This window comes from Geodermatophilus sp. URMC 61 (assembly GCF_052931555.1).
This window is the reverse complement of record NZ_JBRFHZ010000002.1, coordinates 907,025-929,653: the sequence shown is the minus strand read 5'-3', so window position 1 is coordinate 929,653 and position 22,629 is coordinate 907,025. Positions and strand designations below refer to the sequence as shown.

At 74.3% G+C, this 22,629-nt stretch carries 20 protein-coding genes and 1 pseudogene; 7 read left to right on the top strand and 14 right to left on the bottom strand.

Annotated elements, in window-relative coordinates; all coding sequences use genetic code 11:
• Nucleotides 1-37 precede the first annotated feature (37 nt).
• The 4 genes from priA to ACU610_RS04340 all read right to left on the bottom strand — a co-directional run bounded on the left by priA (nucleotide 38) and on the right by ACU610_RS04340 (nucleotide 5,014).
• Nucleotides 38-772 carry a bifunctional 1-(5-phosphoribosyl)-5-((5-phosphoribosylamino)methylideneamino)imidazole-4-carboxamide isomerase/phosphoribosylanthranilate isomerase PriA gene (gene priA / locus ACU610_RS04355; RefSeq protein ID WP_446766492.1) on the bottom strand — a complete coding sequence of 245 codons (735 nt, stop codon included), beginning with the start codon at nucleotides 770-772 and terminating at the stop codon, nucleotides 38-40.
• 200 nt (nucleotides 773-972) lie between these two features.
• Nucleotides 973-2,052 carry a right-handed parallel beta-helix repeat-containing protein gene (locus tag ACU610_RS04350; RefSeq protein WP_446766491.1) on the bottom strand — a complete coding sequence of 360 codons (1,080 nt, stop codon included), beginning with the start codon at nucleotides 2,050-2,052 and terminating at the stop codon, nucleotides 973-975.
• Nucleotides 2,049-3,755, bottom strand: a complete 1,707-nt coding sequence (locus ACU610_RS04345) for a right-handed parallel beta-helix repeat-containing protein (RefSeq protein ID WP_446766490.1) — start codon at nucleotides 3,753-3,755, stop codon at nucleotides 2,049-2,051. The genes ACU610_RS04350 and ACU610_RS04345 overlap by 4 nt, the downstream gene beginning before the upstream one ends.
• A complete protein-coding gene (locus ACU610_RS04340; protein WP_446766489.1) occupies nucleotides 3,752-5,014 on the bottom strand; it encodes a glycosyltransferase in 1,263 nt (420 codons plus the stop codon). The genes ACU610_RS04345 and ACU610_RS04340 overlap by 4 nt, the downstream gene beginning before the upstream one ends.
• Before the next feature lie 456 nt (nucleotides 5,015-5,470).
• Here ACU610_RS04340 and ACU610_RS04335 point away from each other — a divergent pair, with 456 nt between their 5' ends.
• The 3 genes from ACU610_RS04335 to ACU610_RS04325 are packed head-to-tail and all read left to right on the top strand — an operon-like array spanning nucleotide 5,471 to nucleotide 7,912.
• A complete protein-coding gene (locus ACU610_RS04335; protein WP_446766488.1) occupies nucleotides 5,471-6,070 on the top strand; it encodes a nitroreductase family protein in 600 nt (199 codons plus the stop codon).
• 22 nt (nucleotides 6,071-6,092) lie between these two features.
• Entirely contained in the window at nucleotides 6,093-6,848 is a 756-nt protein-coding gene (locus ACU610_RS04330) for an SDR family NAD(P)-dependent oxidoreductase (RefSeq protein ID WP_446766487.1), read from the top strand.
• A gap of 14 nt (nucleotides 6,849-6,862) precedes the next feature.
• A complete protein-coding gene (locus ACU610_RS04325; protein WP_446766486.1) occupies nucleotides 6,863-7,912 on the top strand; it encodes a molybdopterin-dependent oxidoreductase in 1,050 nt (349 codons plus the stop codon).
• Nucleotides 7,913-7,916: 4 nt separating this feature from the next.
• Here the strand turns inward: ACU610_RS04325 and hisH are convergent, their stop codons facing one another.
• Nucleotides 7,917-8,555, bottom strand: a complete 639-nt coding sequence (gene hisH, locus ACU610_RS04320) for an imidazole glycerol phosphate synthase subunit HisH (protein ID WP_446766485.1) — start codon at nucleotides 8,553-8,555, stop codon at nucleotides 7,917-7,919.
• A 240-nt stretch (nucleotides 8,556-8,795) separates the two neighbouring features.
• On the opposite strand from hisH, the pseudogene ACU610_RS04315 reads away from it, so the two are divergent.
• Nucleotides 8,796-9,503: pseudogene (locus ACU610_RS04315) on the top strand (DUF222 domain-containing protein); the annotation flags it as partial.
• Nucleotides 9,504-9,618: 115 nt separating this feature from the next.
• On the top strand, nucleotides 9,619-10,029 hold the full coding sequence (locus ACU610_RS04310) for an HNH endonuclease signature motif containing protein (protein WP_446766484.1): 411 nt from the start codon (nucleotides 9,619-9,621) through the stop codon (nucleotides 10,027-10,029).
• A 259-nt stretch (nucleotides 10,030-10,288) separates the two neighbouring features.
• On the opposite strand, the gene ACU610_RS04305 is transcribed toward ACU610_RS04310, so the two are convergent.
• The 4 genes from ACU610_RS04305 to hisD all read right to left on the bottom strand — a co-directional run bounded on the left by ACU610_RS04305 (nucleotide 10,289) and on the right by hisD (nucleotide 13,589).
• Nucleotides 10,289-10,465 carry a hypothetical protein gene (locus ACU610_RS04305; RefSeq protein ID WP_446766483.1) on the bottom strand — a complete coding sequence of 59 codons (177 nt, stop codon included), beginning with the start codon at nucleotides 10,463-10,465 and terminating at the stop codon, nucleotides 10,289-10,291.
• 28 nt (nucleotides 10,466-10,493) lie between these two features.
• Nucleotides 10,494-11,090: an imidazoleglycerol-phosphate dehydratase HisB gene (hisB, locus tag ACU610_RS04300; RefSeq protein ID WP_446766482.1), complete on the bottom strand. Its 597-nt coding sequence runs from the start codon at nucleotides 11,088-11,090 to the stop codon at nucleotides 10,494-10,496.
• Nucleotides 11,091-11,166: 76 nt separating this feature from the next.
• Entirely contained in the window at nucleotides 11,167-12,288 is a 1,122-nt protein-coding gene (locus tag ACU610_RS04295) for a histidinol-phosphate transaminase (RefSeq protein ID WP_446766481.1), read from the bottom strand.
• Nucleotides 12,285-13,589, bottom strand: coding sequence for a histidinol dehydrogenase (hisD, locus tag ACU610_RS04290; RefSeq protein ID WP_446766480.1), 1,305 nt, complete (start codon nucleotides 13,587-13,589; stop codon nucleotides 12,285-12,287). The genes ACU610_RS04295 and hisD overlap by 4 nt, the downstream gene beginning before the upstream one ends.
• 109 nt (nucleotides 13,590-13,698) lie before the next feature.
• Between hisD and ACU610_RS04285 the strand changes: the two genes are divergently transcribed.
• A complete protein-coding gene (locus ACU610_RS04285; protein ID WP_446766479.1) occupies nucleotides 13,699-14,496 on the top strand; it encodes an LON peptidase substrate-binding domain-containing protein in 798 nt (265 codons plus the stop codon).
• Nucleotides 14,497-14,569: 73 nt separating this feature from the next.
• Here ACU610_RS04285 and ACU610_RS04280 read toward each other — a convergent pair whose 3' ends face one another.
• Entirely contained in the window at nucleotides 14,570-15,223 is a 654-nt protein-coding gene (locus ACU610_RS04280; protein ID WP_446766478.1) for a hypothetical protein, read from the bottom strand.
• 130 nt (nucleotides 15,224-15,353) lie between these two features.
• Here ACU610_RS04280 and ACU610_RS04275 point away from each other — a divergent pair, with 130 nt between their 5' ends.
• The gene (locus tag ACU610_RS04275; protein ID WP_446766477.1) at nucleotides 15,354-16,340 is read left to right on the top strand and encodes a tellurite resistance/C4-dicarboxylate transporter family protein; all 987 of its coding nucleotides are present in this window, start codon (nucleotides 15,354-15,356) and stop codon (nucleotides 16,338-16,340) included.
• A 343-nt stretch (nucleotides 16,341-16,683) separates the two neighbouring features.
• On the opposite strand, the gene dnaE is transcribed toward ACU610_RS04275, so the two are convergent.
• From dnaE to ACU610_RS04255, 4 genes are all read right to left on the bottom strand, one after another.
• A complete protein-coding gene (gene dnaE / locus ACU610_RS04270; RefSeq protein WP_446766476.1) occupies nucleotides 16,684-20,244 on the bottom strand; it encodes a DNA polymerase III subunit alpha in 3,561 nt (1,186 codons plus the stop codon).
• A gap of 184 nt (nucleotides 20,245-20,428) precedes the next feature.
• Entirely contained in the window at nucleotides 20,429-20,854 is a 426-nt protein-coding gene (locus ACU610_RS04265; protein ID WP_446766475.1) for a GNAT family N-acetyltransferase, read from the bottom strand.
• Nucleotides 20,851-21,642 carry a CPBP family intramembrane glutamic endopeptidase gene (locus tag ACU610_RS04260; RefSeq protein WP_446766474.1) on the bottom strand — a complete coding sequence of 264 codons (792 nt, stop codon included), beginning with the start codon at nucleotides 21,640-21,642 and terminating at the stop codon, nucleotides 20,851-20,853. Before ACU610_RS04260 ends, ACU610_RS04265 begins: the two co-directional genes overlap by 4 nt.
• 19 nt (nucleotides 21,643-21,661) lie before the next feature.
• Nucleotides 21,662-22,609, bottom strand: a complete 948-nt coding sequence (locus ACU610_RS04255) for an RluA family pseudouridine synthase (protein WP_446766473.1) — start codon at nucleotides 22,607-22,609, stop codon at nucleotides 21,662-21,664.
• Nucleotides 22,610-22,629: the final 20 nt, after the last annotated feature.

Here is a 22,629-nt window from a genome sequence, read left to right as displayed (position 1 = left end):
GGCGCTGCTGTGTCCCTGCGGGAGCCCGCGAGCTCGCTCACGACGCCAGCTCCTCGGTCACCCGCAGCGCCTCGGGCAGCGTGAACGCGCCGGCGTACAGGGCCTTGCCGACGATCGCGCCCTCGACGCCGACGGGGGTCAGGCCGGCCAGCGCGCGGATGTCGTCGAGCGAGCTGACCCCGCCGGAGGCGACCACCGGGCGCGGCGTCGCGGCGCAGACCTCGCGCAGCAGGTCGAGGTTGGGGCCGCGCAGCGTGCCGTCCTTGGTGATGTCGGTGACGACGTAGCGCGCGCAGCCCTCGGCGTCGAGGCGGGCGAGGGTCTCGTAGAGCTCGCCGCCCTCGCGGGTCCAGCCGCGGGCGGCCAGCCGGGTGCCGCGGACGTCGAGGCCCACGGCGATCCGGTCGCCGTGCTCGGCGATGGCGCGGGCGCACCACTCGGGCGACTCCAGCGCGGCGGTGCCGAGGTTGACCCGGCGACAGCCGGTGGCCAGTGCCGCGGCCAGCGACTCGTCGTCCCGGATGCCCCCGGAGAGCTCGACGTCGACGTCCAGCTCGCCGACCACGCGGGCCAGCAGCTCGCGGTTGCCGCCCCGGCCGAAGGCCGCGTCGAGGTCGACCAGGTGCACCCACTCGGCGCCGTCCCGCTGCCACTGCAGCGCGGCCTCCAGCGGGTCGCCGTAGGAGGTCTCGCTGCCGGCCTCCCCCTGCACGAGGCGGACGGCCTGGCCGTCGGCGACGTCGACGGCGGGGAGCAGTTGCAGCTTCGGCACGCTCCACAGCGTAGGGACCCCGTGCCGGTGGCCCGCGTCACCGGCACGGGCGACCCGGTAGCGGCCCTCGGCGCCGTCGAGCAGCTCGCGCGCTGCAGGTCCAGCCACCCGACCAGCCGGGTGCGCTCGTCGCCGTCGCCGGGCGGGCGGGTGCGGCCGGCGTCACCGGGCGGACCCCGGCAGCGCTCGGCCGGCGCGGCTCATCGCCGGGAGCACGCCACGTTGCTCAGCCGCCCGGTGTCCACCGCGTTGTCGCAGGTCACCGTGGTCGCGTCGCGGATCGTCCGTGGCCCGGCGACGTTGATGGCCAGCTCCGGGACCCCGTGCACCACGTTCCCCGTGAACACCGTGCCCCGCCCCCAGCCGTCGACGATCTCGTGCACCTGGAACCCGTCGGCGGGGGTGGAGGTGCCGGTGTTGTCCTCGATCCGCCAGCCGTTGCCCTTCACGTCGACCCACGAGTCGGCCTCGACCATCGCGGCGCCGTCGAAGGTGTTGCCGCGCAACACCCCGTCGCTGGTGCCCTCCTTGACGTCGACGGCCTCGGCGGTGGTGCCGGCGATGTCGTTGCCCTCGATGAGGTTGCGGTCGCTGCGGTCGGGTTGGCAGTCGGTGAGCTGACACCAGTTGCTCTCCGCGCTGCCCACGTAGACCCCCTCGCCGAACTTCGGCTTGCGCAGTCCGGTGTCGCGGATGGTGTTGCCCACCACGGCGTTGTCGCTGCTGTGGGTCCGCAGGTGGATGGCCTCGTCCCCCATCGAGGTCACCAGCAGCCCCTCGATCCGGATGCCGGAGCCGGCGTCGACCATCACGCCCTTCTGCCCGCCGGTGACGGTGAACCCGCTGACCGTCCAGTGCGTGGCCCCCGACAGGTGCAGCGTGTAGCCGCCGTCGACGTCCCCGCCGTCGAGCACCGCACCCCGCCCTCCGCACAGCCGGATCGGCGCCTCCGCGCTGGCCTGCGCCTCGGCCAGGAACTCGCCCTCGTAGCGGCCGTCGGCCAGCCGGATCACCTGGCCCGGCCGGGCCGCCTCCAGCGCCGCCAGCAGTTCCTGCGCGTCGGTGACGTCGACGGCGTCGGGCGCCTCCGCCGGGCAGCCGGCCGGGACCGCCGCGCCGCCGGGGGGCGGGGGCGGCGGTGGTGCCGCGGTCGAGGGAGCGGGCGGCGCCGTCGTGGGCGGGGCGGCGTCGAGGGCGGGGCCGTCCGACGACTGGGTGCAGGCCGCGCAGGCGAGCAGGACCAGGGCCGCTGTCCACCGGAGCGGGCGTCGCGCCCTCACGACGGCGTCCCCTCGGACGTGGGACGGCCGACGTCCACCCGCACGAGACGCGGGGTCCCGCGGCGTGGGACGTCCGGGTAGGGCGCGGCTCCGGGCTCCAGCCGCCGGCGGCGCGCGTGGAGAGCGAGGGTCACCGGGACACCCAGGACGACGACCCAGAGGACGAGCATCGGGTGGTTGGGGATGAACGTCGACCAGTACGTCCAGTTGTCGCGGTCGGTCTCCCAGCCCTCGAGGTCGTTGCCCCTGACGTCCACGGTGTGCAGGGGGTCGACGCGGTAGGTGTCCAGGCCGCTGGGTCCCCGGCCGGCGATCGTGTTGCCCGTGACCGCGCAGCCGCCGGCCGCCCCGACCACCGAGACGCCGTGGTCGGTCGTGCCCGAGACCGAGTTGCCGGTGATGGTGGCGACGGCGTCCTGCGCCCGGATCCCCGTCCGGCCGCCGACGACCTCGTTGCGGAGGACCGTGGCCGTGCCGCCCTGTACCGAGATGCCGAAGCGGTGCGGCCCGGACACGACGGTGTCCTCGACCGTGGTGGGCGCCCCGGTGTCCACGACGACGATGCCGTCGCGGTTGTCGACCACCCGCGTCCCGCGGACGGTCACGGCGGCACCCTCCATCACCCGCAGACCCGCCCGGCCGTTGCCGACCAGCGAGCCGCCGTCGACGGTCACCTGCCCGTAGGCCCGCAGCGGCGCCCCACCGGCGGAGAGCCCCTGCGCCAGCGGCGCGCCGTCGAAGAAGACGCCGTGCGCACCGTTGCGGATGGCCGAGGACCGCGTGAACACCACCGACTCCGAACCCCGGTCGACGGAGTAGCCGTGCCGGCCGTTGTCCCGCGCCAGCGACTCTCGGACGGTCGTCGACTCGGTGCTGCGGTACAGCGCCAGGCCGTCCACCACGTTGTCCGCGAACACCGCGGCGACGACCTCGAGCTGCTCGCCCTGCGAGGCGAAGACGCCGTAGTGGTTGGCCCGGAACGAGGAGTCCGAGATCGCGCCGGTGGCCACCGTCGTCGAGCTGCCGGTCCAGGCCACGCCGCTGGTCCGGCCCGCCCAGAAGCCCAGGTGCGCGGCATCGGTCTGCCGGACGGTCATCCGGCCGCCCACGTCCCGGACGTAGGCCCGGCCGTCCTCCACCTGCTGATCCGGTCCGGCGGCCGCGGGGTCCCAGCTGGTCACCTGGAGACGCCGCCCCGAGGCCCCCGCCAGGAGCAGGTCCGCCTTCCAGGCCACCAGGGAGGCGAAGCCGGAGGACTCGCTGCGCAGCCGCAGCTCGGTGCCGGGCGCCTCGATGGCGAGCCGCGCGCCGGGCGCTACGAACACGTGCCGGGTGAGCAGCACCGCGCCGTCCGGCTCGACCCGCGCGGCGCCCAGCCCGACCAGGTCGCCGAGCCCGTAGGGCAGACCGCGGCTGGTGAGCACCAGCGTGTCGGCGCCCTCGGGCGCCACCGTGTACGGCGCCGACCCCGGGCGGACGGAGGTGACGAGGCCGAGCAGACGCCGGTCCTCGGCGACGACGAGGTCGCTCTGCCGGTCCGCGCCGGCCTGGCTGGGCGCCGCGAGGAGCCCGGCGGAGGGGGTCGAGGCCTCCTCGGGGGCCTCGGCGTGCGGCAGGCGGCCGGCGAGGAGCGGGACGGCGAGCGCGGCCGTGGTCAGCGCGAGCGCGACGAGCACCCGCGAGCCGGTCCCCCGGCGCCTCACCTGGCCACCGCCGCCGGCGCGGTGGCGGGTCGGGTCACCGGGGCGAGGCTCGCCTCGTCCTGACCCTCCCCGCCGGTGAGGTCGGCGCGGCGGGTCAGCCAGCCCTGCTTGTTCATGGTGAAGAGGGCGTAGGTCTTGATCGGCAGTGCCACCAGCGCGATGACGACCGCGACGAGCGGCAGGATCGCGAGGTCCTGCGGACGACGGCGCAGGTGACTGGTGCTGCGGATGGCCCGGCCGATGAGCACCCAGGCCAGGGAGAGCCCCAGCGCCTGCCAGCCGCGGTCGTCGGAGGCCGAGGCGACCACGTAGTACACGGCGGCGAACATCGTGACCGGTGTGGACAGGATCTGCAGCACCGTCACCTGGCTGACCAGCGGGACCCGCCAGAGCCACCCGTTCCAGGCCGCGGTCAGGTAGCAGCGGTAGGAGTTGCGGCTCCAGCGCACCCGCTGCTTGCAGAAGGCGCGGAAGGTGCTGGGGAACATCGACTGGGCGCGCGCGCTGCTCTGGTGGACGGTCTTGTAGCCGCTGGCCAGCATCAGCCAGGTCAGCCGGCCGTCGTCCCCGGCGATGCAGCGCCGGCCCAGGAAGAACTCGTGCTCGAGGTGCTCCAGGACCGGCAGCACGGCGCTGCGCCGGTAGGCCGCCGTCCTCCCGGAGACGCAGACGACCGCGCCGGCCCGCGACGTGGCCGGCACGTAGTCCAGGTAGCGCAGGTCGATGATCCAGTCGGCCACCCGCCGCCAGATGCTGGAGTCCGGCTGGTAGACGTTCTGCCGTGTGCTGACCGCACCGACCGCGGGGTCGACGAAGGGCATCTGCACCGAGCTGAGGACGCCGGGCAGCCAGACGGTGTCCGAGTCGCACAGCACCAGCACCTCACCCCTGGCGGCCCGGATGCCCACCCCGAGCGCCGAGCGCTTGCCCTGGTGGGCGAAGGAGATGACGCTCAGCCGGGCGTCGTCACGGGCGGTCAGCCGGGCGAAGGCCTCGGTGTCCTTCATGTCGAGCACGACGATGACCTCGGTCGGGCCCTGGGCCAGCCAGCTGTCCAGACAGCGGTCCAGGACGTCGGGGTCCTCCCGGAACGAGGGGACGACGACCGAGGTGGTGGTGCGGAAGAGGTTGACCGTGGAGCGGTAGCGCCCGGACAGCACCTTGCGGATCAGCCAGATGGACCAGGACAGGACGCCCACGACACCGATCGGCAGCAGCAGGTGCCAGTCACGGGCGATCACCGAGAAGACCTCGGACACGAACGCGTTTCCCCCTCCGGGACACCGGGAGGAGCGCACGGGCGTCCGGGCTGCGCGTCCCGGGCCCGTCGAGTGGACCGGCAGAGCACCGGTCCACAGGTGCGGTTCCTCGATGGCGCCCGCTGTGGCGACGGGGCCCCGGTGTCGACTCGACCATCCGCATTCCGTTGAGCCCTCGGAGGTCCCTCCGCGGTGGGACGAGGGCGCCCGCACCGGGTGCGGACCCGGGACCGGCCCGTGGCTCGCGCCGATCCCGCAGCTCAGCGATCCGAATCGGGCTCGGATCGCCGGGCAGATACTGGCGGCTGGTCACTCTGAGCCACACCCCCTGTTACGGAAGTGCCACTTCCATCGGCGGCCACGCCGTACGTGTCCTCGCGTTACCGACCGATGCGCTCACGGTCCGTGAGCGGATCCGGAGCACCGGGGCGGTGGGCACGGTGACAGGGTGACGCGGTGGAGTTCGCTGACGTCGTCCGCCGGCGGCGCATGGTGCGCGACTACGACCCCGACCGGCCGGTGCCGCCCCAGGTGCGTGAGCGGCTGCTCGAGCACGCGCTGCGCGCGCCGTCGGCCGGCTTCACCCAGGGCTGGGCGTTCCTGGTGCTGGAGGACGCCGCCGACCGCGAGCTGTTCTGGGCGGTGACCACCTCCGCCGGCGCCCCGGACGGGTGGCTGACCCGGATGCGGCGGGCGCCGCTGCTGGTGGTGCCGCTGTCGTCCAAGGCGGCCTACCTGGAGCGGTACGCCGAGCCGGACAAGGGCTGGACCGACCGGGACGAGGCCCGCTGGCCGGTCCCCTACTGGGACGTCGACGCCGGCATGGCCGCGCTGCTGATGCTGCTCACCGCCGTCGACGAGGGGCTGGGCGCGTGCTTCTTCGGCGTCCCGGCCGAGCGGGTCGACGCGCTGCGGACGGCGTTCGGCGTCCCGGACACCCATCGGCCGGTCGGCGTGGTGTCGGTCGGCTACCCGGGCGCGGAGGACCGCCGGTCGCCGTCCCTGCGGCGCGGCCGGCGCGGCGTCGACGAGGTGGTCCACCGCGGCCGCTGGTGAACGTCCTGGTTGACTGCCCGGTGTGAGCGACTCCCGCGCCGTCCTGGTCACCGGTGGTTCGCGTGGCATCGGCCGCGCCATCGCACGCGCCTTCGCCGCCGCCGGTGACCGCGTCGCGGTGCACTGGGGGGCGTCGCGGGAGCGCGCCGAGGCGGTGCTGGCCGAGTTGCCCGGCGACGGGCACGTGTCGGTGCAGGCCGACCTGGCCGACGCCGAGGCGGTGGGCCGGATGGTCGACGAGGCCGCGGCCGCGCTCGGCGGGCTCGACGTACTGGTCAACAACGCCGGGGTCTTCACCGCCCACCCGCCCCTGACGGTCACCTACGAGGAGTGGCAGGCGGCGTGGTCGCGGACGCTCGCGGTCAACCTGCTCGGCGCCGCCAACGCCACCTTCCGGGCGGTGCCGCACCTGGTCGCCGCCGGTGGGGGTGCGGTCGTGAACGTCTCCAGCCGCGGCGCGTTCCGCGGCGAGCCGAACACACCCGCCTACGGCGCGTCGAAGGCCGGGCTCAACGCCTTCGGCCAGTCCATGGCGATCGCGCTCGCCCCGCACGGCATCTCGGTGGGCACCGTGGCGCCGGGCTTCGTGCAGACCGAGATGGCCCGCGAGGTGCTCGACGGCCCGGGCGGGGACGCCGTCCGCGCGCAGTCGCCCTACGGCCGGGTCGCCCGCCCCGAGGAGGTCGCCGCCGCGGTGCTGTGGCTCGCGTCGCCGGAGGCGCGGTTCAGCACCGGGACGATCATCGACGTCAACGGGGCCTCCTATCTGCGCAGCTGACGCACACTCGGTGCGTGGCCCTGACGTCGCCCCGCCGGGCGGGCCGGCGCACCAACGTGGGCCTGCTCGCGCTGCTCCTGCTGTCCGGCGGTACCGGCGTGCTGGCCTTCGCCGTCGGGTCGCCCGGCCCGGCGCGGCTGGTGGTGGCGGTGCACGGAGCGGCCGGGCTCGGGCTGCTGCTGCTCGTCCCGTGGAAGGCCGTCGTGGTCCGGCGGGCCTGGCGCCGACCCGCCGGGACCCGCGGCGCCGGCGGTGTCTCGCTCGGGGTGGCGACGCTCCTGACGCTGCTCACCGGCGTCCTGCACGCGGCCGGGGTGACCGGACCGTGGTCCTGGTCGGCCGGCGTCCCGGTGCTGCACGTCCACGTGGCCGCGGGCGTGGCCACCGGCGCGCTGGTCGTCGTCCACGCGTGGGGACGTCGGCAGCGCCCGCGCACGACCGACCTCGGCCGGCGCGGGCTGCTGCGGGCCGGTGCGCTGGGCGCCGGCGCGATGGCGCTCTGGGGCTCCGGCGAGGGGCTGCTGCGGCTGACCGGCGCACCGGGCGCCGAACGCCGGGCCACCGGCTCGTTCGAGCGCGGCACCGACGACCCGGTCGCCATGCCGGTCACGCAGTGGATCTCCGACACGGTGCCGGACTCCCCCGCTGCCGTGCTCGTGCTGACCGCTCCCGGCCGGCGGGTGCGGGTGCCGGTCGCCGACCTCGACCGCGGGGACGTCGTCCGCGCCGTCCTCGACTGCACCGGCGGCTGGTACGCCGTCCAGGACTGGCGCGGGGTGCGGCTGGACCGACTGCTCACCGAGCACCTGGGCCGGGAGCTGCCGGTCGACGGCAGCGTGGACGTGGTCTCGGGAACCGGGTTCCGGCGCCGGCTGCCGCTCGTCGAGGCAGGTCGGCTGCTGCTGGCCACGCACGCGGCGGGCCGCCCGCTCACCCCGGGACACGGCGCACCGGTGCGGCTCGTCGCCCCCGGGCGCCGGGGTTTCTGGTGGGTGAAGTGGGTCGCGCGGGTCGAGGTGGTCGACGCGCCGTGGTGGCTGCAGTCGCCGTTCCCGCTGCAGTGAGCGGTCAGCTCAGGGTCTGCAGCCAGTTGCCGAGCAGCTGGGCGCCGGCGTCCCCGGACTTCTCCGGGTGGAACTGGGTGGCCGACAGCGGGCCGTTCTCCACCCCGGCGACGAACCGGTCGCCGTGCTCGGCCCAGGTGACCAGCGGCGCGGCCAGCGGGGACGGCGGCCCCTCGGAGCCCAGCGGGAAGTCGCGTACCCCGTAGGAGTGCACGAAGTAGAAGCGCTGGTCCTCGAGCCCGTCGAACAGCACCGACTCCTCGGGCACCTGCACGGTGTTCCAGCCCATGTGCGGCAGGACCGGCGCCTGCAGCTGCTCCACCACACCGGGCCACTCGCCGCAGCCCTCGGCGTCCTGGCCGTGCTCGACACCGCGCTCGAAGAGCACCTGCATGCCCACGCAGACGCCGAGCACCGGACGGCCACCGGCGAGCCGGCGGCCGATCACGCGCGGCCCGTCGACGGCCTTCAGGCCCCGCATGCACGCCGCGAAGGCGCCGACCCCGGGCACGACGAGACCGTCTGCCTCGAGCGCCGCGTGCGGGTCGCCGGTCACCGTGACGTCGGCACCGACCCGGGTCAGTGCGCGTTCGGCCGAGCGGAGGTTGCCCGAGCCGTAGTCCAGGACGACGACCTTCTTCACGCGTGCCACGGTACGTGGGAGCAGCCGCGCGCCCGACGGGATTCCCGCAGACGGGGTGGTGGACGTCGCACCTACCCAGTGAACGACGGGCTCCACGGTGTCCTCGCTCTCCGGTCGTGACCCATGCCTGTCGAGGCCCGTCGAGATCTGTGGACAGGCGCCTCACTTGAGGATTCTCGGTGATCGAGATCGCCGGGTGAGCTAGACTTCGAACAGCTGATCGAACCGGCGGGGGGTGTCGTGGACGAGCTGATCGCCGCCCTCGACGCGCTCGCCGCCGAGGACCTCGCCCCGTTGTTCGGTCCGGCGCTGCTGGAGCGGCTGCGCCCGCTGCTGGCCGCGCAGAACGGGCTGGCCGCCGAGATCGCCCGCACCGTGCGGGAGGCCGAGGTGTCCGGGGCCGCGGAGGTCGACGGGCTCACGACCATGGCCTCCTGGCTGCGCGGGCACGCCCACCTGTCGGCCGCCGAGGCGGCGCGGGTGGTGCGCGCCGGGCGGGCGCTGGCGCACCTGCCGGCGATGGCGGCGGCGTTCGCCGCGGGTGCGGTGACCGGTGAGCAGGCCGGGCTGATCGCGCGGGTGGCCGAGCCGGGCCCGCTGGCCCTGGCCGCCGAGCAGGGCGTGGACCTGGCCGCGGTGGACACCGTGCTCACTAGCGTGGCCAAGGAGCGGCCGCACGCCGACGTCGCCACGGCGGTGCAGCACTACCTGGACCGGCTCGACGCCGACGGCCCCGAGCCCGATCCCACCGAGGGCCGGCGGCTGGTGCTCACCCGGCGGCCCGACGGCGGGGTCACCGGCCGCTTCGACCTGCATGCGGTGGGCGGGGAGAGGCTGCAGGCGGCGCTGGAGTCCCTGGTGCAGGCCGGCCGGGCCGCCGCCGACGAGCGGACGCGGGGCCAGCATCTGGCCGATGCGCTGGTGCAGCTGTGCGACAACCAGTTGGCCGCCAGCAGCGTGCCCACGCTGCGCGGGCACAAGCCGCAGGTCGTCGTCACCATCGGCCTGGAGCCTGGAGGACCTGGCCGGCCCCGCGGTCGGCCGGGGTGCCGCCGAGCTGGGCTTGGGGGCGACCATCTCCGCGGCCCGGGCCCGCGGGCTGGCCTGCGACGGGAACGTCACCCGCATCGTGATGGGCCCCGACCGGGTGCCGCTGGAGCACGGCCGCACCGTGCGGCTGTTCCCACCCCACGTCCGCCGGGCCGCGGAGGTGCGCGACGGCGGCTGCGTGTTCGCCGGCTGCCCGGCGCCGACGCACTGGTGCGACGTGCACCACCTGCGGGCCTGGATCGACGGCGGAGCCACCGACCTGGACAACGCCGCCCTGCTCTGCGAGCGGCACCACACCAAGGTGCACCACGGCTTCCGCGTCGAGCGCCGACCGGATGGCCGATGGCGCACCTGGCGCCCCGACGGCACCGAGATCCTGATCGGCCCCCAGCGCACCGGACCACCCCTGGCCACCGCCGCCTGACCCGACAGCCACCACCCCGCCGCCTCAGCCGGCAGTCGACCGTCGCCCACCCACGGCTGCTGGTCGGCTGCCGGCTGTACGGGTGTCGGCACCGGCTGCGAGGAGGCAGGGAAGCGGGCGTCAGCGCTCCGTGCCCCGCCCCGCCGGGGCAGCACGGTCAGCTCGAGCCAGACGCCGGCCCCGCGGGCCGCCCCGGTCCCGTACGCCTGCCACGGGGTCGAGTCGGCCAGGACGACGGCCAGGAACCGCCCCTTGGCCCCTACACCAGGCGGAGGACCCCCGACGCCGTGGCGAGGACCGCGGCGATCAACAGCACGGCGGCGACGGCGACCTGCGGGCCGGTGCGCCCCTTGGTGTCGTGGTCGGCCCGCCAGATGCTCCACGCACCGCCGAGCAGGAAGCCGCCGAGGACGAGCAGCAGGACCGCGAAGGTCACGCGAGGCACCGGAGCACGGTCATGGCCGTTACAGAGCGCCCTTTGTGGAGGGGACGTCGGTGACGCGCGGGTCGATGGCGACCGCAGCCCGCAGCGCCCGCGCCAGCGCCTTGAACTGGCCCTCGACGATGTGGTGGGCGTCGCGGCCGGCGTAGAGCACCCGCACGTGCAGGCTGATCCGGGCGTTGAAGGCGAAGGACTCGAGCACGTGCTTGGTCAGCGACGTCGGGTAGTCGGGCCCGATCATCGGCGTCATGTTCTCCGGCTCCGAGTGCACGAAGTACGGCCGGCCGGAGAGGTCGACGGCCGCCTGCGCGAGCACCTCGTCCATCGGGATCGTCGCGTCGCCGTAGCGGGTGATGCCCTTCTTGTCCCCCAGGGCCTGCGCGAACGCCTGACCGAGGGCGATGGCGACGTCCTCGACGGTGTGGTGGGCGTCGATGTGCAGGTCGCCGTCGGCCTGCACGGTGAGGTCGATGCCGCTGTGCTTGGACAGCGAGGTCAGCATGTGGTCGTAGAACCCGACCCCGGTGCTGATCGAGCTCGTGCCGGTGCCGTCGAGGTCCAGTTCGACGACGAGCTTGGTCTCGCTGGTCTCGCGCTCGACGCGTGCGGTGCGGGTCATGACCCCGATCCTCCCAGGTGCAGGTCGGCGACCACCTCACCCAGGGTGGTCCTCGACGCCGGCCCGTCGGCGTCCGTCAAGCGGCACCCCGCTCACGCATGACCTCACCCAGCGCGGTGAGGAAGGCATCGGTCTCCTCCGTGGTGCCGGCGGTCACCCGCAGCCAGCCGGGCAGGCCGACGTCCCGGACGAGGACGTCGTGTTCGAGCAGCGCACGCCACACGGCGGGGGCGTCGGCGAACCGTCCGAAGAGGACGAAGTTGGCGTCGCTCGGGACGCTGGTCAGCCCCAGCCCGGGGAGCGTGGCGACGATCCGGTCCCGCTCGGCCCTGACCGCGTCGACGGTGGCCAGCAGCGCGTCGGTGTGCGCCAGCGCCGTCCGCGCGGCCGCCTGGGTCAGCGATGACAGGTGGTAGGGCAGCCGGACCAGCTGCAGGGCGTCGACGACGGCGGGGTCGGCGGCCAGGTAGCCCAGCCGCAGGCCCGCCATCCCGAACGCCTTGCTCATCGTGCGGCTCACCAGCAGCCGCGGCCGGCCGGGCAACAGGGTGAGCGCCGAACGCGTGCCGGTGCGGGCGAACTCGGTGTAGGCCTCGTCGACCACGACCACGCCGGCCCGCCCGTGGCCGTAGGACGTCGCGTCGTAGACCGTCGCGATCGTCTCGAGCGCGACCGCGGTGCCGGTCGGGTTGTTGGGGCTGGTCACGAAGACGACGTCGGGACGGACCTCGCGCACCTGCGCGGCGGCCTGTGCGGCGTCGATGCTGAAGTCCTCCCGGCGGTGCCCGTCGACCCAGGCCGTACCGGTGCCGGCCGAGATGATCGGGTGCATCGAGTAGGACGGCGTGAAGCCCAGCGCCGTCCGCCCTGACCCACCGAAGGCCTGCAGGACCTGCTGGAGCACCTCGTTGGAGCCGTTGGCCGCCCAGACCTGCGCCGGCTCGACCGTCTCCCCGCTGCTGCGGCTGAGGTAGGCGGCCAGGTCGCGGCGCAGCGCGAGCGCGTCCCGGTCGGGGTACCGGTTGAGCTCCAGCGCCGCGTGCCCCAGCGCCTCGCCCAGGTCGGCGAGCAGCTCCGGCGGCAGCGGGTGCGGGTTCTCGTTGGTGTTGAGCCGGTGCTTCACCTGAAGCTGCGGGGCGCCGTAGGGCGTGCGGCCACGCAGCTCCGGCCGCAGCGGGAGCTCGTCCAGACCCGTCATGCGCGCTGCCGGGCCCGGACGGCGGCGGCGTGCGCGGGCAGGTCCTCGGCACCGGCCAGGGCGTCGATGTGCCCGGCGACGTCGGCGAGTGCCCGCTCGTCGTACTCGACCAGGTGGATGCCGCGCAGGAAGGACTGCACCGACAGGCCGCTGGAGTGCCGCGCGCACCCGCCGGTGGGCAGCACGTGGTTCGAGCCGGCGATGTAGTCGCCCAGCGAGACCGGCGACCAGGCGCCCACGAACACCGCCCCGGCGTTGCGCACCCGCATCGCCACCTCGCGCGCGTCCCGGGTCTGGATCTCCAGGTGCTCGGCGGCGTAGGCGTCGACCACGCGCAGACCGGCGTCGACGTCGTCCACCAGCACGATGCCCGACTGGCTGCCCTCCAGCGCGGCGGAGATCCGGTCGGAGTGCTTGGTCGCAGCGACCTGCCCGGGCACCAGGTCGAGGACGGCGTCGGCCAGCGCCTCGCTGTCGGTGACCAGCACCGCGCCGGCCAGCGGGTCGTGCTCGGCCTGGCTGATCAGGTCGGCCGCGACGTGCACCGGGTCGGCGGTCTCGTCGGCGAGGATCGCCACCTCGGTCGGGCCGGCCTCGGAGTCGATGCCGATGAGCCCGCGCAGCAGCCGCTTGGCCGCCGTCACGTAGACGTTGCCGGGCCCGGTGACCATGTCGACCGGCTCGCAGGAGCCGGCGCCGTAGCCGAACACGGCGATCGCCTGCGCCCCGCCGACGGCGTAGACCTCGGTGACGCCGAGCAGCGCGCAGGCGGCCAGCACGCCGGGGTCGGGCAGGCCGCCGTGGTCGCGCTGCGGCGGGGAGGCGACCGCGATGGACTGCACCCCGGCGATCTGCGCGGGGACGACGTTCATCACGACGCTGGACAGCAGCGGCGCCAGCCCGCCGGGCACGTAGAGGCCGACGCGGCGTACCGGCACCCAGCGCTCGGTGACCGTGCCGCCGGGGACGACGTCGGTGGTGACGTCGGTGCGTCGCTGGTCGGCGTGCACCTTCCGGACGCGGGCGATGGCCTCCTCGAGGGCGGCCCGGACGGCGGGGTCGATGCCGGCGAGCGCAGCGTCGATGGCCTCCTGCGGGACGGTGAAGTCCTCGAGGTCGACACCGTCGAGCCGGGCGGTGATCTCGCGGACGGCCTGGGCGCCGCGCAGCCGCACGTCCTCGCACAGCGGCCGGACCGTGGCCAGCACCGAGTCGATGTCGGTGGCGGCGCGGGGCAGCAGGCCGGAGAGCTCACGCACCCCCGGCAGAGCCGATCCACGCAGGTCGATGCGGGCGAGCACGGGCGGACCTCCTGGGTGGGAACGGAACACCCCAGGGTAGCCGCCGGGGCGGCTCCCCCCGGCGCGCTGTCCCGTTCGGGGACCGGGGCCACCCGTAGGCTCGCCTGCCGTGGACGTCATCCCGCTCTTCCCGCTGGGGACGCCGCTGTTCCCCGGGGTGGTCCTGCCGCTGCAGGTCTTCGAGCCGCGCTACCGCCGGCTGGTGCGCGACCTGCTGGAGCTGCCGGAGGGCGGGGCCCGCTGCTTCGGGGTGGTGGCCATCCGGCAGGGCTGGGAGGTCGAGGACATCGCCCCGGCCGAGGCCCTCTACGACGTCGGCTGCACCGCGCTGCTGCAGACCGTGCGGCCCCAGCCCGACGGCGGGTTCCGCATCGTGACCATCGGCGACGAGCGGTTCCGGCTGCTCGACCTCCTCGTCGGCGAGGACCCGCCCTACCTGCAGGCCGAGGTCGAGTGGCTGGCCGACGAGGAGGCTGCCGAGGAGGCCGCCGGGGACCAGGAGGGCCTGACCGCGCCCGGCGGGTGGCCGGCCGACCCGCCCCACGACGAGCTGGTGTCGGAGGTCGCGCGCGGCTCGATGGAGGTGCTGGTGCGTGGGGTGGGCGACCTGTTCGGCCGCTACGTCACCGCCGTCGCCACCCTGACCGGGGACGTCGACGGCGAGGGAGCCGACACCTCCGAGCTACTCGAGGCCGTCGCCGGGGAACCGCGGGCGCTGTCCTACCTGGTGGCCTCGGCGGCGCTGCTGACCACCGAGGACCGGCAGGGGCTGCTGGCCGAGTCGGCCACCCGCCGGCGGCTGCAGACCGAGTCCCGGCTGCTGCGCCGCGAGCTGACCCTGCTGGAGACGATCGGCGCGGTGCCCGCGCCGCTGCAGCGCTTCGCCGGCCCGCGCAGCGTCAACTGAAAGGACCACCCCTCTCCCCACGCCTCGCATGCTCGGCGTGGGGCCCTGAGGGGTGGCCATCCGCGGGCGGCGGCTAGGGGCGCAGCGCGTCCTCGGCGACGGTGGCCTCCGGCAGGCTGTCGGGGTGCGGGCCGGCCGGCACCGGGTCGGGTCGGTCCAGGTCTTCGGACGCGGTGAGCAGCGTGGCCACCACGTAGCCGAGGACGGCGAGGAAGGGCGCCACCGCGAGCGCTGCGGGCGAGCCGAGCCGCAGCGGCGTGATCACGCGGGTGCCCACGGCGGCGAGCTCGGCCGGCGAGGGACCGGCGCCGAGCAGCTCGCCGAGCCGCCAGGCGGCGAGCGATGCCAGCACCGCGCCGACGGCGAGCGCGAGCACGGTGGCGACCCCGCGACGGCGCCGCAGCCGCCAGGCGACCAGCCCGGCCACCAGCCCGAGTCCGGCCAGCACGAGGGTGAAGACGCCGTCGTCGGCGAAGGGCAGCTCGGCCGACGGGAGCCCGACGGGGACCACGCCGTCCGCGGTGACCTCGAAGGTCGCCCGCGGCGCCAGCGCCCACCACAGCAGCCCGGCGGCCACCCCGGCCAGCAGCAGCACGCCGACGAGCACCAGCGAGCCGCGCAGGTCGGCGCGCAGCTCCGCCCGGCCGGGCCACCGGTCACCGGCCCCCCAGCGTGCAGGGCGGACGGGCGGCGGCCCGGCGGGATCGGCTGCGGAGGTGCTGTCCACGCCCCCAGTGAACCGCGTGCAGCACCCCGGCGGCTGGCGCACGCCTGTCCGGCGTGGTGGCCCTGCGGCTGCGAGCGCGCGTCCGAGCGTGGGCGGGAGTGTCGGGTCGGGGATCAGTAGCCTCTCGGCCGTGAGCAGCGCGGGAGCGGCTCGCCGACTGGACGAGGCCGCGCGCCGGCTGGCACCGGGCTACTTCGCCCTCGTGATGGCCAGCGGCATCGTCTCCATCGGGCTGGACCAGCACGGGCGGCACCTGCTCTCGGTGCTGTCACTGCTCGTGTGCGAGGTGTCCTACGCCGTACTGCTCGCCCTCAGCGGGTGGCGCGTGCTCGTGCACCGCGATGCAGTACGCGCGGACCTGGCCGACCCCAACCGGGGCTTCGGCTTCTTCACCTTCATTGCGGGCAGCAACGTCCTGGGAGTCCGCGTGGCCATGGACGGCCACCACGCCGTCGCCCTGGTGCTGCTGGTGGTCGCCGGACTGGCGTGGCTGGTGCTGGGTTACGTCATCCCGTGGACCGCGGTCATGGCCCGGCACCCGCACCCCGTGCTCGGAGCCGCAGACGGCACCTGGTTCACCTGGGTGGTGGCTGCGCAGTCGATAGCCGTCTCCGCCGCGACCCTGGAGCCGGAGCTGCCCGACCTGCGCCACGCGCTGGCCGCGGCTGCGGTGTTCTCCTGGTCGGTCGGTGTCTTCCTGTACGCCGCGGTCGGCGTCCTGGTCTCCGTCCGGCTGCTGGTGTACGACCTGCGGGCCACCGACCTGACCCCGCCGTACTGGATCGCGATGGGTGCCACCGCCATCAGCGTGCTCGCGGGGGCGCGGATCGTGGACATGCGCCCCTCTCCCATGGTCGAGGCCACCCGCGGGCTGATCGCCGGTGTCGCGGTCCTCCTGTGGGCCTTCGGGACCTGGCTCATCCCCGTCCTCGTGGCGGCCGGGTGGTGGCGCCACCGGGTGCACCGCGTGCCATTGGTCTACGAGTCCTCGCTGTGGGCGATCGTCTTCCCCCTGGGCATGTACGCCGTCGCCGGCACGTACCTCGGCCGGGTCGACGCCCTGCCGCTGGTGGGCGTGGTGGGGGCGGCCGGCATCTGGCTCGCACTCGCGGCCTAGATGGTGACCCTGGCCGCCATGCTCGTGCACCTGTTCCGGACCCTTCGACGGCCCGGCCCCGCCCGGGGCGGCTGACCGGCTCGCAGCGGTCGGCGGACCGGCGGCCGTGCTGCAGGGGCCCGTGCCTCGCGAGGCGCGGGCCCCTGCAGCGGCCCCGTGCCGAGCACCCGAGCGTGCGAGGTGTCGGACGGCCCGGTCCGGAGGCTCGCCGCGACCCCGTCCCGTGGCCCCCTGCAGGGTCCCGCCGCGAGCCGGCGAGTGGCGGCGGGCAAGGGGGTCCTCCAAGGGGAGGACGGGGTCCTTCCCACGGTGAGAGGGACGGGGCCGTCTCGGGGGTCCTCGGTCAGAGCAGGGCGACGCTGGTCGGGCCCAGCAGCGCCTTGATGTCGCCCATCAGCGCCGTGCTGGGCCGCACCCGCAGGCCCTGGTCGAGCCGCAGCACGGTCTCCCGGCCGTTGTTGAGCAGCTTGAGGTGGACCTCGGTCGTGCCCGGGTGGCTGCCCAGGACCTCACGCAGCCGCTCGACGACCGGCGGGGTGCAGCGAGCCGCCGCCATCGAGACCAGCACCGGGCCGCGCGCGCCCTCGGTGAGCTCCGGGATGGTCACCTCGGAGCCGAACATCGAGGGCTGGTCGTCGCGGCGGCTGATCCGGCCCTTGACCACGACGATCTGGTCGCGGACGACCTTCTCCGAGACCTCCGCCCACGTCTTGGGGAAGAACAGCACCTCGATGCCGGACTCGAGGTCCTCCAGGGTCGCGATGGCCCACGGCGCGCCCTGCTTGTTGGTGCGCGGCGCGACCGAGGTGAGGATGCCGGCGATGGTGACGTTGGCGCCGTCCTCGATGCCGCCGGCGTTGATCTCGGCGATCGGCGTGTCCGCGTTGGCCGCGAGCACGTGCTCCACACCGTGCAGCGGGTGGTCGGAGACGTAGAGGCCGAGCATGTCGCGCTCGAACACCAGCCGCTCGGACTTCGACCAGTCCGCCGTGGGGATCGCGATGTCCAGCGCCCCGCTGAACGGGTCGTCGCCGCCCTCGTCACCGAAGCTCCCGAAGAGGTCGAACTGCCCCTCGGCCTCCTTGCGCTTGAGCGCCATCGCCGAGTCGACGGCCTGGGCGTGCACCGCGACGATGCCCTGCCGCGAGTGGCCGAGGGAGTCGAACGCGCCGGCCTTGGCCAGGGACTCGATGACCTTCTTGTTGCAGGCCACCGTGTCGATCTTGCGCATGAAGTCCGCGAAGTCCTTGAAGGCGCCCTTCTCCTCGCGGGCCCGGCGGATCGAGTCGACGACGTTGTGCCCGACGTTGCGCACCGACGCGAGGCCGAAGCGGATGTCGGTGCCGACGGCGGTGAAGTCCCAGGACGACTCGTTGACGTCCGGCGGGAGGACCTTGATGCCCATCCGTCGGCACTCGGCCAGGTAGATCGGCCGGCGGTCCTTGTCGTCGCCGACGCTGGTGAGCAGCCCGGCCATGTACTCGGCCGGGTAGTTGGCCTTGAGGTACGCGGTCCAGTAGGACACCAGGCCGTAGGCGGCGGAGTGGGCCTTGTTGAACGCGTAGTCGGCGAACGGGACGAGGATGTCCCACAGCGTCTTGATCGCGGCATCGGAGTAGCCGCGCTCCTTCATGCCGGCCTCGAAGCCGACGAACTCCGCGTCGAGGACGGACTTCTTCTTCTTGCCCATCGCGCGGCGCAGCAGGTCGGCCTTGCCGAGGGAGTACCCGGCGACCTTCTGCGCGATCGCCATGACCTGCTCCTGGTAGACGATCAGGCCGTAGGTCGTGCCGAGGATGTCCTCCAGGGGCTCCGCGAGCTCGGGGTGGATCGGCGTGATCTCCTGCTGGCCGTTCTTGCGCAGCGCGTAGTTGGTGTGCGAGTTCGCGCCCATCGGGCCGGGCCGGTAGAGCGCGCCGACGGCGGAGATGTCCTCGAAGTTGTCCGGCCGCATGAGGCGGAGCAGCGAGCGCATCGGCCCGCCGTCGAACTGGAAGACGCCGAGGGTGTCACCGCGGGCCAGCAGGTCGTAGGTCGCCTTGTCGGTGAGGTCCTTGCTGATCTCGTCGAGGTCGATCGGCTCCTTGCCGTTCGCGACGATGTTGCGCAGCGCGTCGTCGATGACCGTGAGGTTGCGCAGGCCCAGGAAGTCCATCTTGAGCAGGCCGAGCGTCTCGCAGGTCGGGTAGTCGAACTGCGTGATGATCGCGCCGTCGGCCTCGCGCCGCATGATCGGGATGCTGTCGATCAGCGGGTAGCGGCCGATGATGACGCCGGCGGCGTGCACGCCCCACTGGCGCTTCAGCCCCTCGAGCTTGCGCGCCTGGTCGACGACCTCGGCCGCCCCGGGGTCGGACTCGTAGCGCGCGCGGAACTCCGCGGCCTCCTTGTAGCGGGGGTGGGCCGGGTCGAAGATCCCCGACAGCGGGATGTCCTTGCCCATGACGGCCGGCGGCATCAGCTTGGTCAGCTCGTCGCCGACCGAGTAGGGCCGGTCGAGCACGCGGGCGGCGTCCTTGATCGCGGCCTTGGCCTTGATGGTGCCGTACGTGACGATCTGGCTGACCCGCTCCTCGCCGTACTTCTGCGAGACGTACTGGATGACCTCGCCGCGCCGGCGGTCGTCGAAGTCGATGTCGACGTCGGGCATGGAGACGCGCTCGGGGTTGAGGAACCGCTCGAAGATCAGCCCGTGCGCCAGCGGGTCGAGGTCGGTGATGCCCATGGCGTAGGCGGCGAGCGAGCCCGCCGCCGAGCCACGGCCCGGTCCGACGCGGATGCCGTTGTCCTTGGCCCAGTTGATGAAGTCGGCGACCACGAGGAAGTACCCCGGGAAGCCCATCTGCGTGATGATCCCGACCTCGTAGTCGGCCTGCTTGCGCACGTGGTCGGGGATGCCGTTCGGCCAGCGCTTGTGCAGCCCCCGCTCGACCTCCTTGACGAACCAGGAGGTCTCGTCCTCCCCCGGCGGCAGCGGGAACCGGGGCATCAGGTCCGCGCCCTCGGTGAAGCTGACGTCGCACTGCTCGGCGACCAGCAGCGTGTTGTCGCACGCCGGGGCGAGTTCGTCGGGGAACAGCGCGCGCATCTCCGCGGCGCTCTTCAGGTAGTAGCCGTCACCGTTGAACTTGAAGCGGTTGGTCTCGTTGAGCCGCGACCCGGTCTGGATGCACAGCAGGGCGTCGTGGGCCTCGGCGTCCTCCTTGTGCGTGTAGTGCAGGTCGTTGGTCGCCAGCAGCGGGATGCCCAGCTCCCCGGCGATCTGCATGAGTTGGGGGCGGGTCTTCTTCTCGATCGCCAGCCCGTGGTCCATCAGCTCGGCGTAGAAGTTCTCCTTGCCGAAGATGTCCTGGAAGTCGGCCGCGGCCTGGCGGGCGCGCTCGTACCTGCCGGCGCGCAGCCACATGTTCACCTCGCCCGACGGGCAACCGGTGGTGGCGATGAGGCCCTTGCCGTACCGCTCGAGCAGGTCGCGGTCGAAGCGCGGCTTGCGGTACTGCCCCTCGAGGCTGGCCATCGAGGAGATGCGGAAGAGGTTGTGCATCCCCTCGGTGGTGCGCGCCAGCAACGTCATGTGCGTGTAGGCGGCCTTGCCGCGCGAGGAGCCGCCCTCGCCGTCCTCGTCGATGAGGTTGTCGCCGAAGTCGAACGGCGCGCGGTCGAAGCGCGAGCCGGGCGTGTAGTAGCCCTCCATGCCGATGATCGGCTTCACGCCGGCGGCCTTGGCCTGCTTGTAGAAGTCGTAGGCGCCGAAGACGTTGCCGTGGTCGGTCATCGCCAGCGCGGGCATCCCCTGCTCGGCGGCGGCCCTGGTGACCTCCGGCAGCTTCGCCGCGCCGTCGAGCATCGAGTACTCGGTGTGTACGTGCAGGTGCACGAACGAGTCGGACGACGGGGTGCTCACGGGCCTTCGTGCTCCTCACGGGTCGTGCGTGCCCGGCCGTCGGGATCCGGCAGGCGACCGGCGGGGAAGACCGGCGGTGCTGTGGTCCGGGGTGCGGGCCGGGGGTGACCCGATCCTCGCACCTGCAGAGGTCTACTCCGGGGCTCTGACAAGACGTGTCCCGGCGATCCGGCGGACCGATCCGTCACACGAGCGGACGCCGCATCGTGACGTGGGCGATGCCCGCCTCCTCGTACACGTCTCCGACGGCGGTGTAGCCGGCCCGCTCGTAGAAGCCCCGCGCGGTGAGCTGGGCGTGCAGCTCCACCTCGGTCAGGCCCAGTGCGACGGCCTGCCGGTGCAGCTCGGCGAGGACGGCGGCGCCGTACCCCCGCCCGCGGGCCGCGGCGTCGACCGCCATCCGGCCGATCACCGCGCGCCCGTCGCGGACCAGCAGCCGTCCGGTGGCCACCACGCACCCCTCGTCGTCCTCGGCGAGGGCGTGCACCGCGGTCGCGTCGTGCGCGTCCTGCTCGATCTCGGCGGGCACGCCCTGCTCCTCGACGAAGACCCGGGCGCGCAGGGCGGCCACCTGGGGCCAGTCCGCGGCAACGGCCCGGCGGGCCCTCACGTCGGCCGCCGGAGGACGTCGGGCAGCGCGGACGCGGGCACCAGCAGGAAGCGCAGGTCGATCAGCGCGTGCAGGACGACGGGCAGCAGCAGCGACCCGGTGCCCAGGTAGAGGCCGGCCATGACCCCGCCCAGCACGCCGGTGGTCACGATGCCCGCGACGCCCTGGTAGGCGTGTGCCAGCCCGAACGCCAGCGCGCCGACCGCGACCAGCACCGGCGTCGGCAGCCCCTCGCCGACGGCGGCGACCACGGCGAGGAAGAACCCGCGGTAGAGCCACTCCTCGCAGACGCCGGCGGTGACCCCGACCAGGGTGAACAGCCGCCGCTCCGCCGTCGTCCGCGGCAGCAGCGCCAGCGTGGCGTGCACGGCCGGCTCGGCGTGCCGCCCCTCCCCGGGCCGGCGCAGCTCGGCCGCGCGCGCCAGCCCACCGGAGCGCAGCGCCCGCGTGGAGACGACGACGAAGCCGAGGACCAGCACGGTGGCGGCGACGGCGACCGGCCCGGGCCACGACTGCGGCCAGCGCAGGCCCACGGCCGCGGCGTCCACCCCGGGTGCCGACAGCCACACGACCAGGGCGAGCGCCGCGAGCCCCCACTCGAGCACCAGCAGCCGGCCGTAGAAGGACCGCCGGGCGCCGTCGTCGGTGCGCAGCCGGCCCTCGAAGCGGCGGTGCAGCACGTGCCCGACCACCGGCTCCCCGACCACCAGGTACCCGGCGACCACCACCGCGGACAGCGCGGCCGGGCCGAAGTCCCCCAGCGAGCCGGGGAGCCCCACCGTGCTCACGGTCGAGCTCGCACGGGCGTCAGGACTCGGCGCGCAGGATGTCGAGCGCGCCGGCCAGGTCAGGCGGGTAGGGACTGGTGAACTCCATCCAGTGGCCGTCGGCCGGGTGCGGGATGCCCAGCCGGGCGGCGTGCAGCCACTGCCGGGAGACGCCCAGCCGGGCGGCCAGCGTCGGATCGGCCCCGTACACCGTGTCGCCGACGCAGGGGTGGCGCAGCGCGGAGAAGTGCACCCGGATCTGGTGGGTGCGGCCCGTCTCCAGCCGGATGTCGACCAGGCTGGCGGCCGGGAACGCCTCGACGACCTCGTAGTGGGTCACCGACGGGCGCCCGCCCTGGACCACGGCGAACTTCCAGTCGTGCCTGGGGTGCCGGTCGATCGGGGCGTCGATGGTGCCGCGCGACGGGTCCGGGTGGCCCTGGACGAGGGCGGCGTAGCCCTTCTCGACGGTGCGCTGCTTGAACGCGGCCTTGAGCGCGGTGTAGGCCCGCTCGCTCTTGGCCACGACCATCAGTCCCGTCGTCCCGGCGTCGAGCCGGTGGACGACGCCCTGCCGCTCGGCGGCACCCGAGGTGGAGATGCGGTACCCGGCGGCGGCCAGTCCGCCGACGACGGTGGGCCCCTCCCAGCCGGGGCTCGGGTGCGCGGCGACGCCGACGGGCTTGTCGACCACCACGACGTCGTCGTCGTCGTGGACGACGGTCAGGCCCGGGACCGGCTCGGGCGGGACCGGCTCACCTGGCGGCGGGGGCAGCTCGACCTCCAGCCAGCTGCCGCCGCTGACCCGGTCGCCCTTGCCGCGGACCCGCCCGTCGAGGACGACCGCACCCGCGTCGGCGAGGTCGGCGGCCGCGCCGCGGGAGAGGCCGAACAGCCGGGACAGCGCCTGGTCGACGCGCTGGCCCTCGAGCCCGTCGGGCACCGGGAGCGCTCGGTGCTGGCCGGCGGGGTTCGTCACGGGGTCCATTCTGACCGGGGCAGCGGGAG

Coding starts and splice junctions, on each gene's coding strand:
- hisB (WP_446766482.1), bottom strand. CDS start 11,090: ATGACCCGCACCGCACGCGTCGAGCGCGAGACCAGCGAGACCAAGCTC.
- ACU610_RS04295 (WP_446766481.1), bottom strand. CDS start 12,288: ATGACGGGTCTGGACGAGCTCCCGCTGCGGCCGGAGCTGCGTGGCCGC.
- ACU610_RS04255 (WP_446766473.1), bottom strand. CDS start 22,609: ATGGACCCCGTGACGAACCCCGCCGGCCAGCACCGAGCGCTCCCGGTG.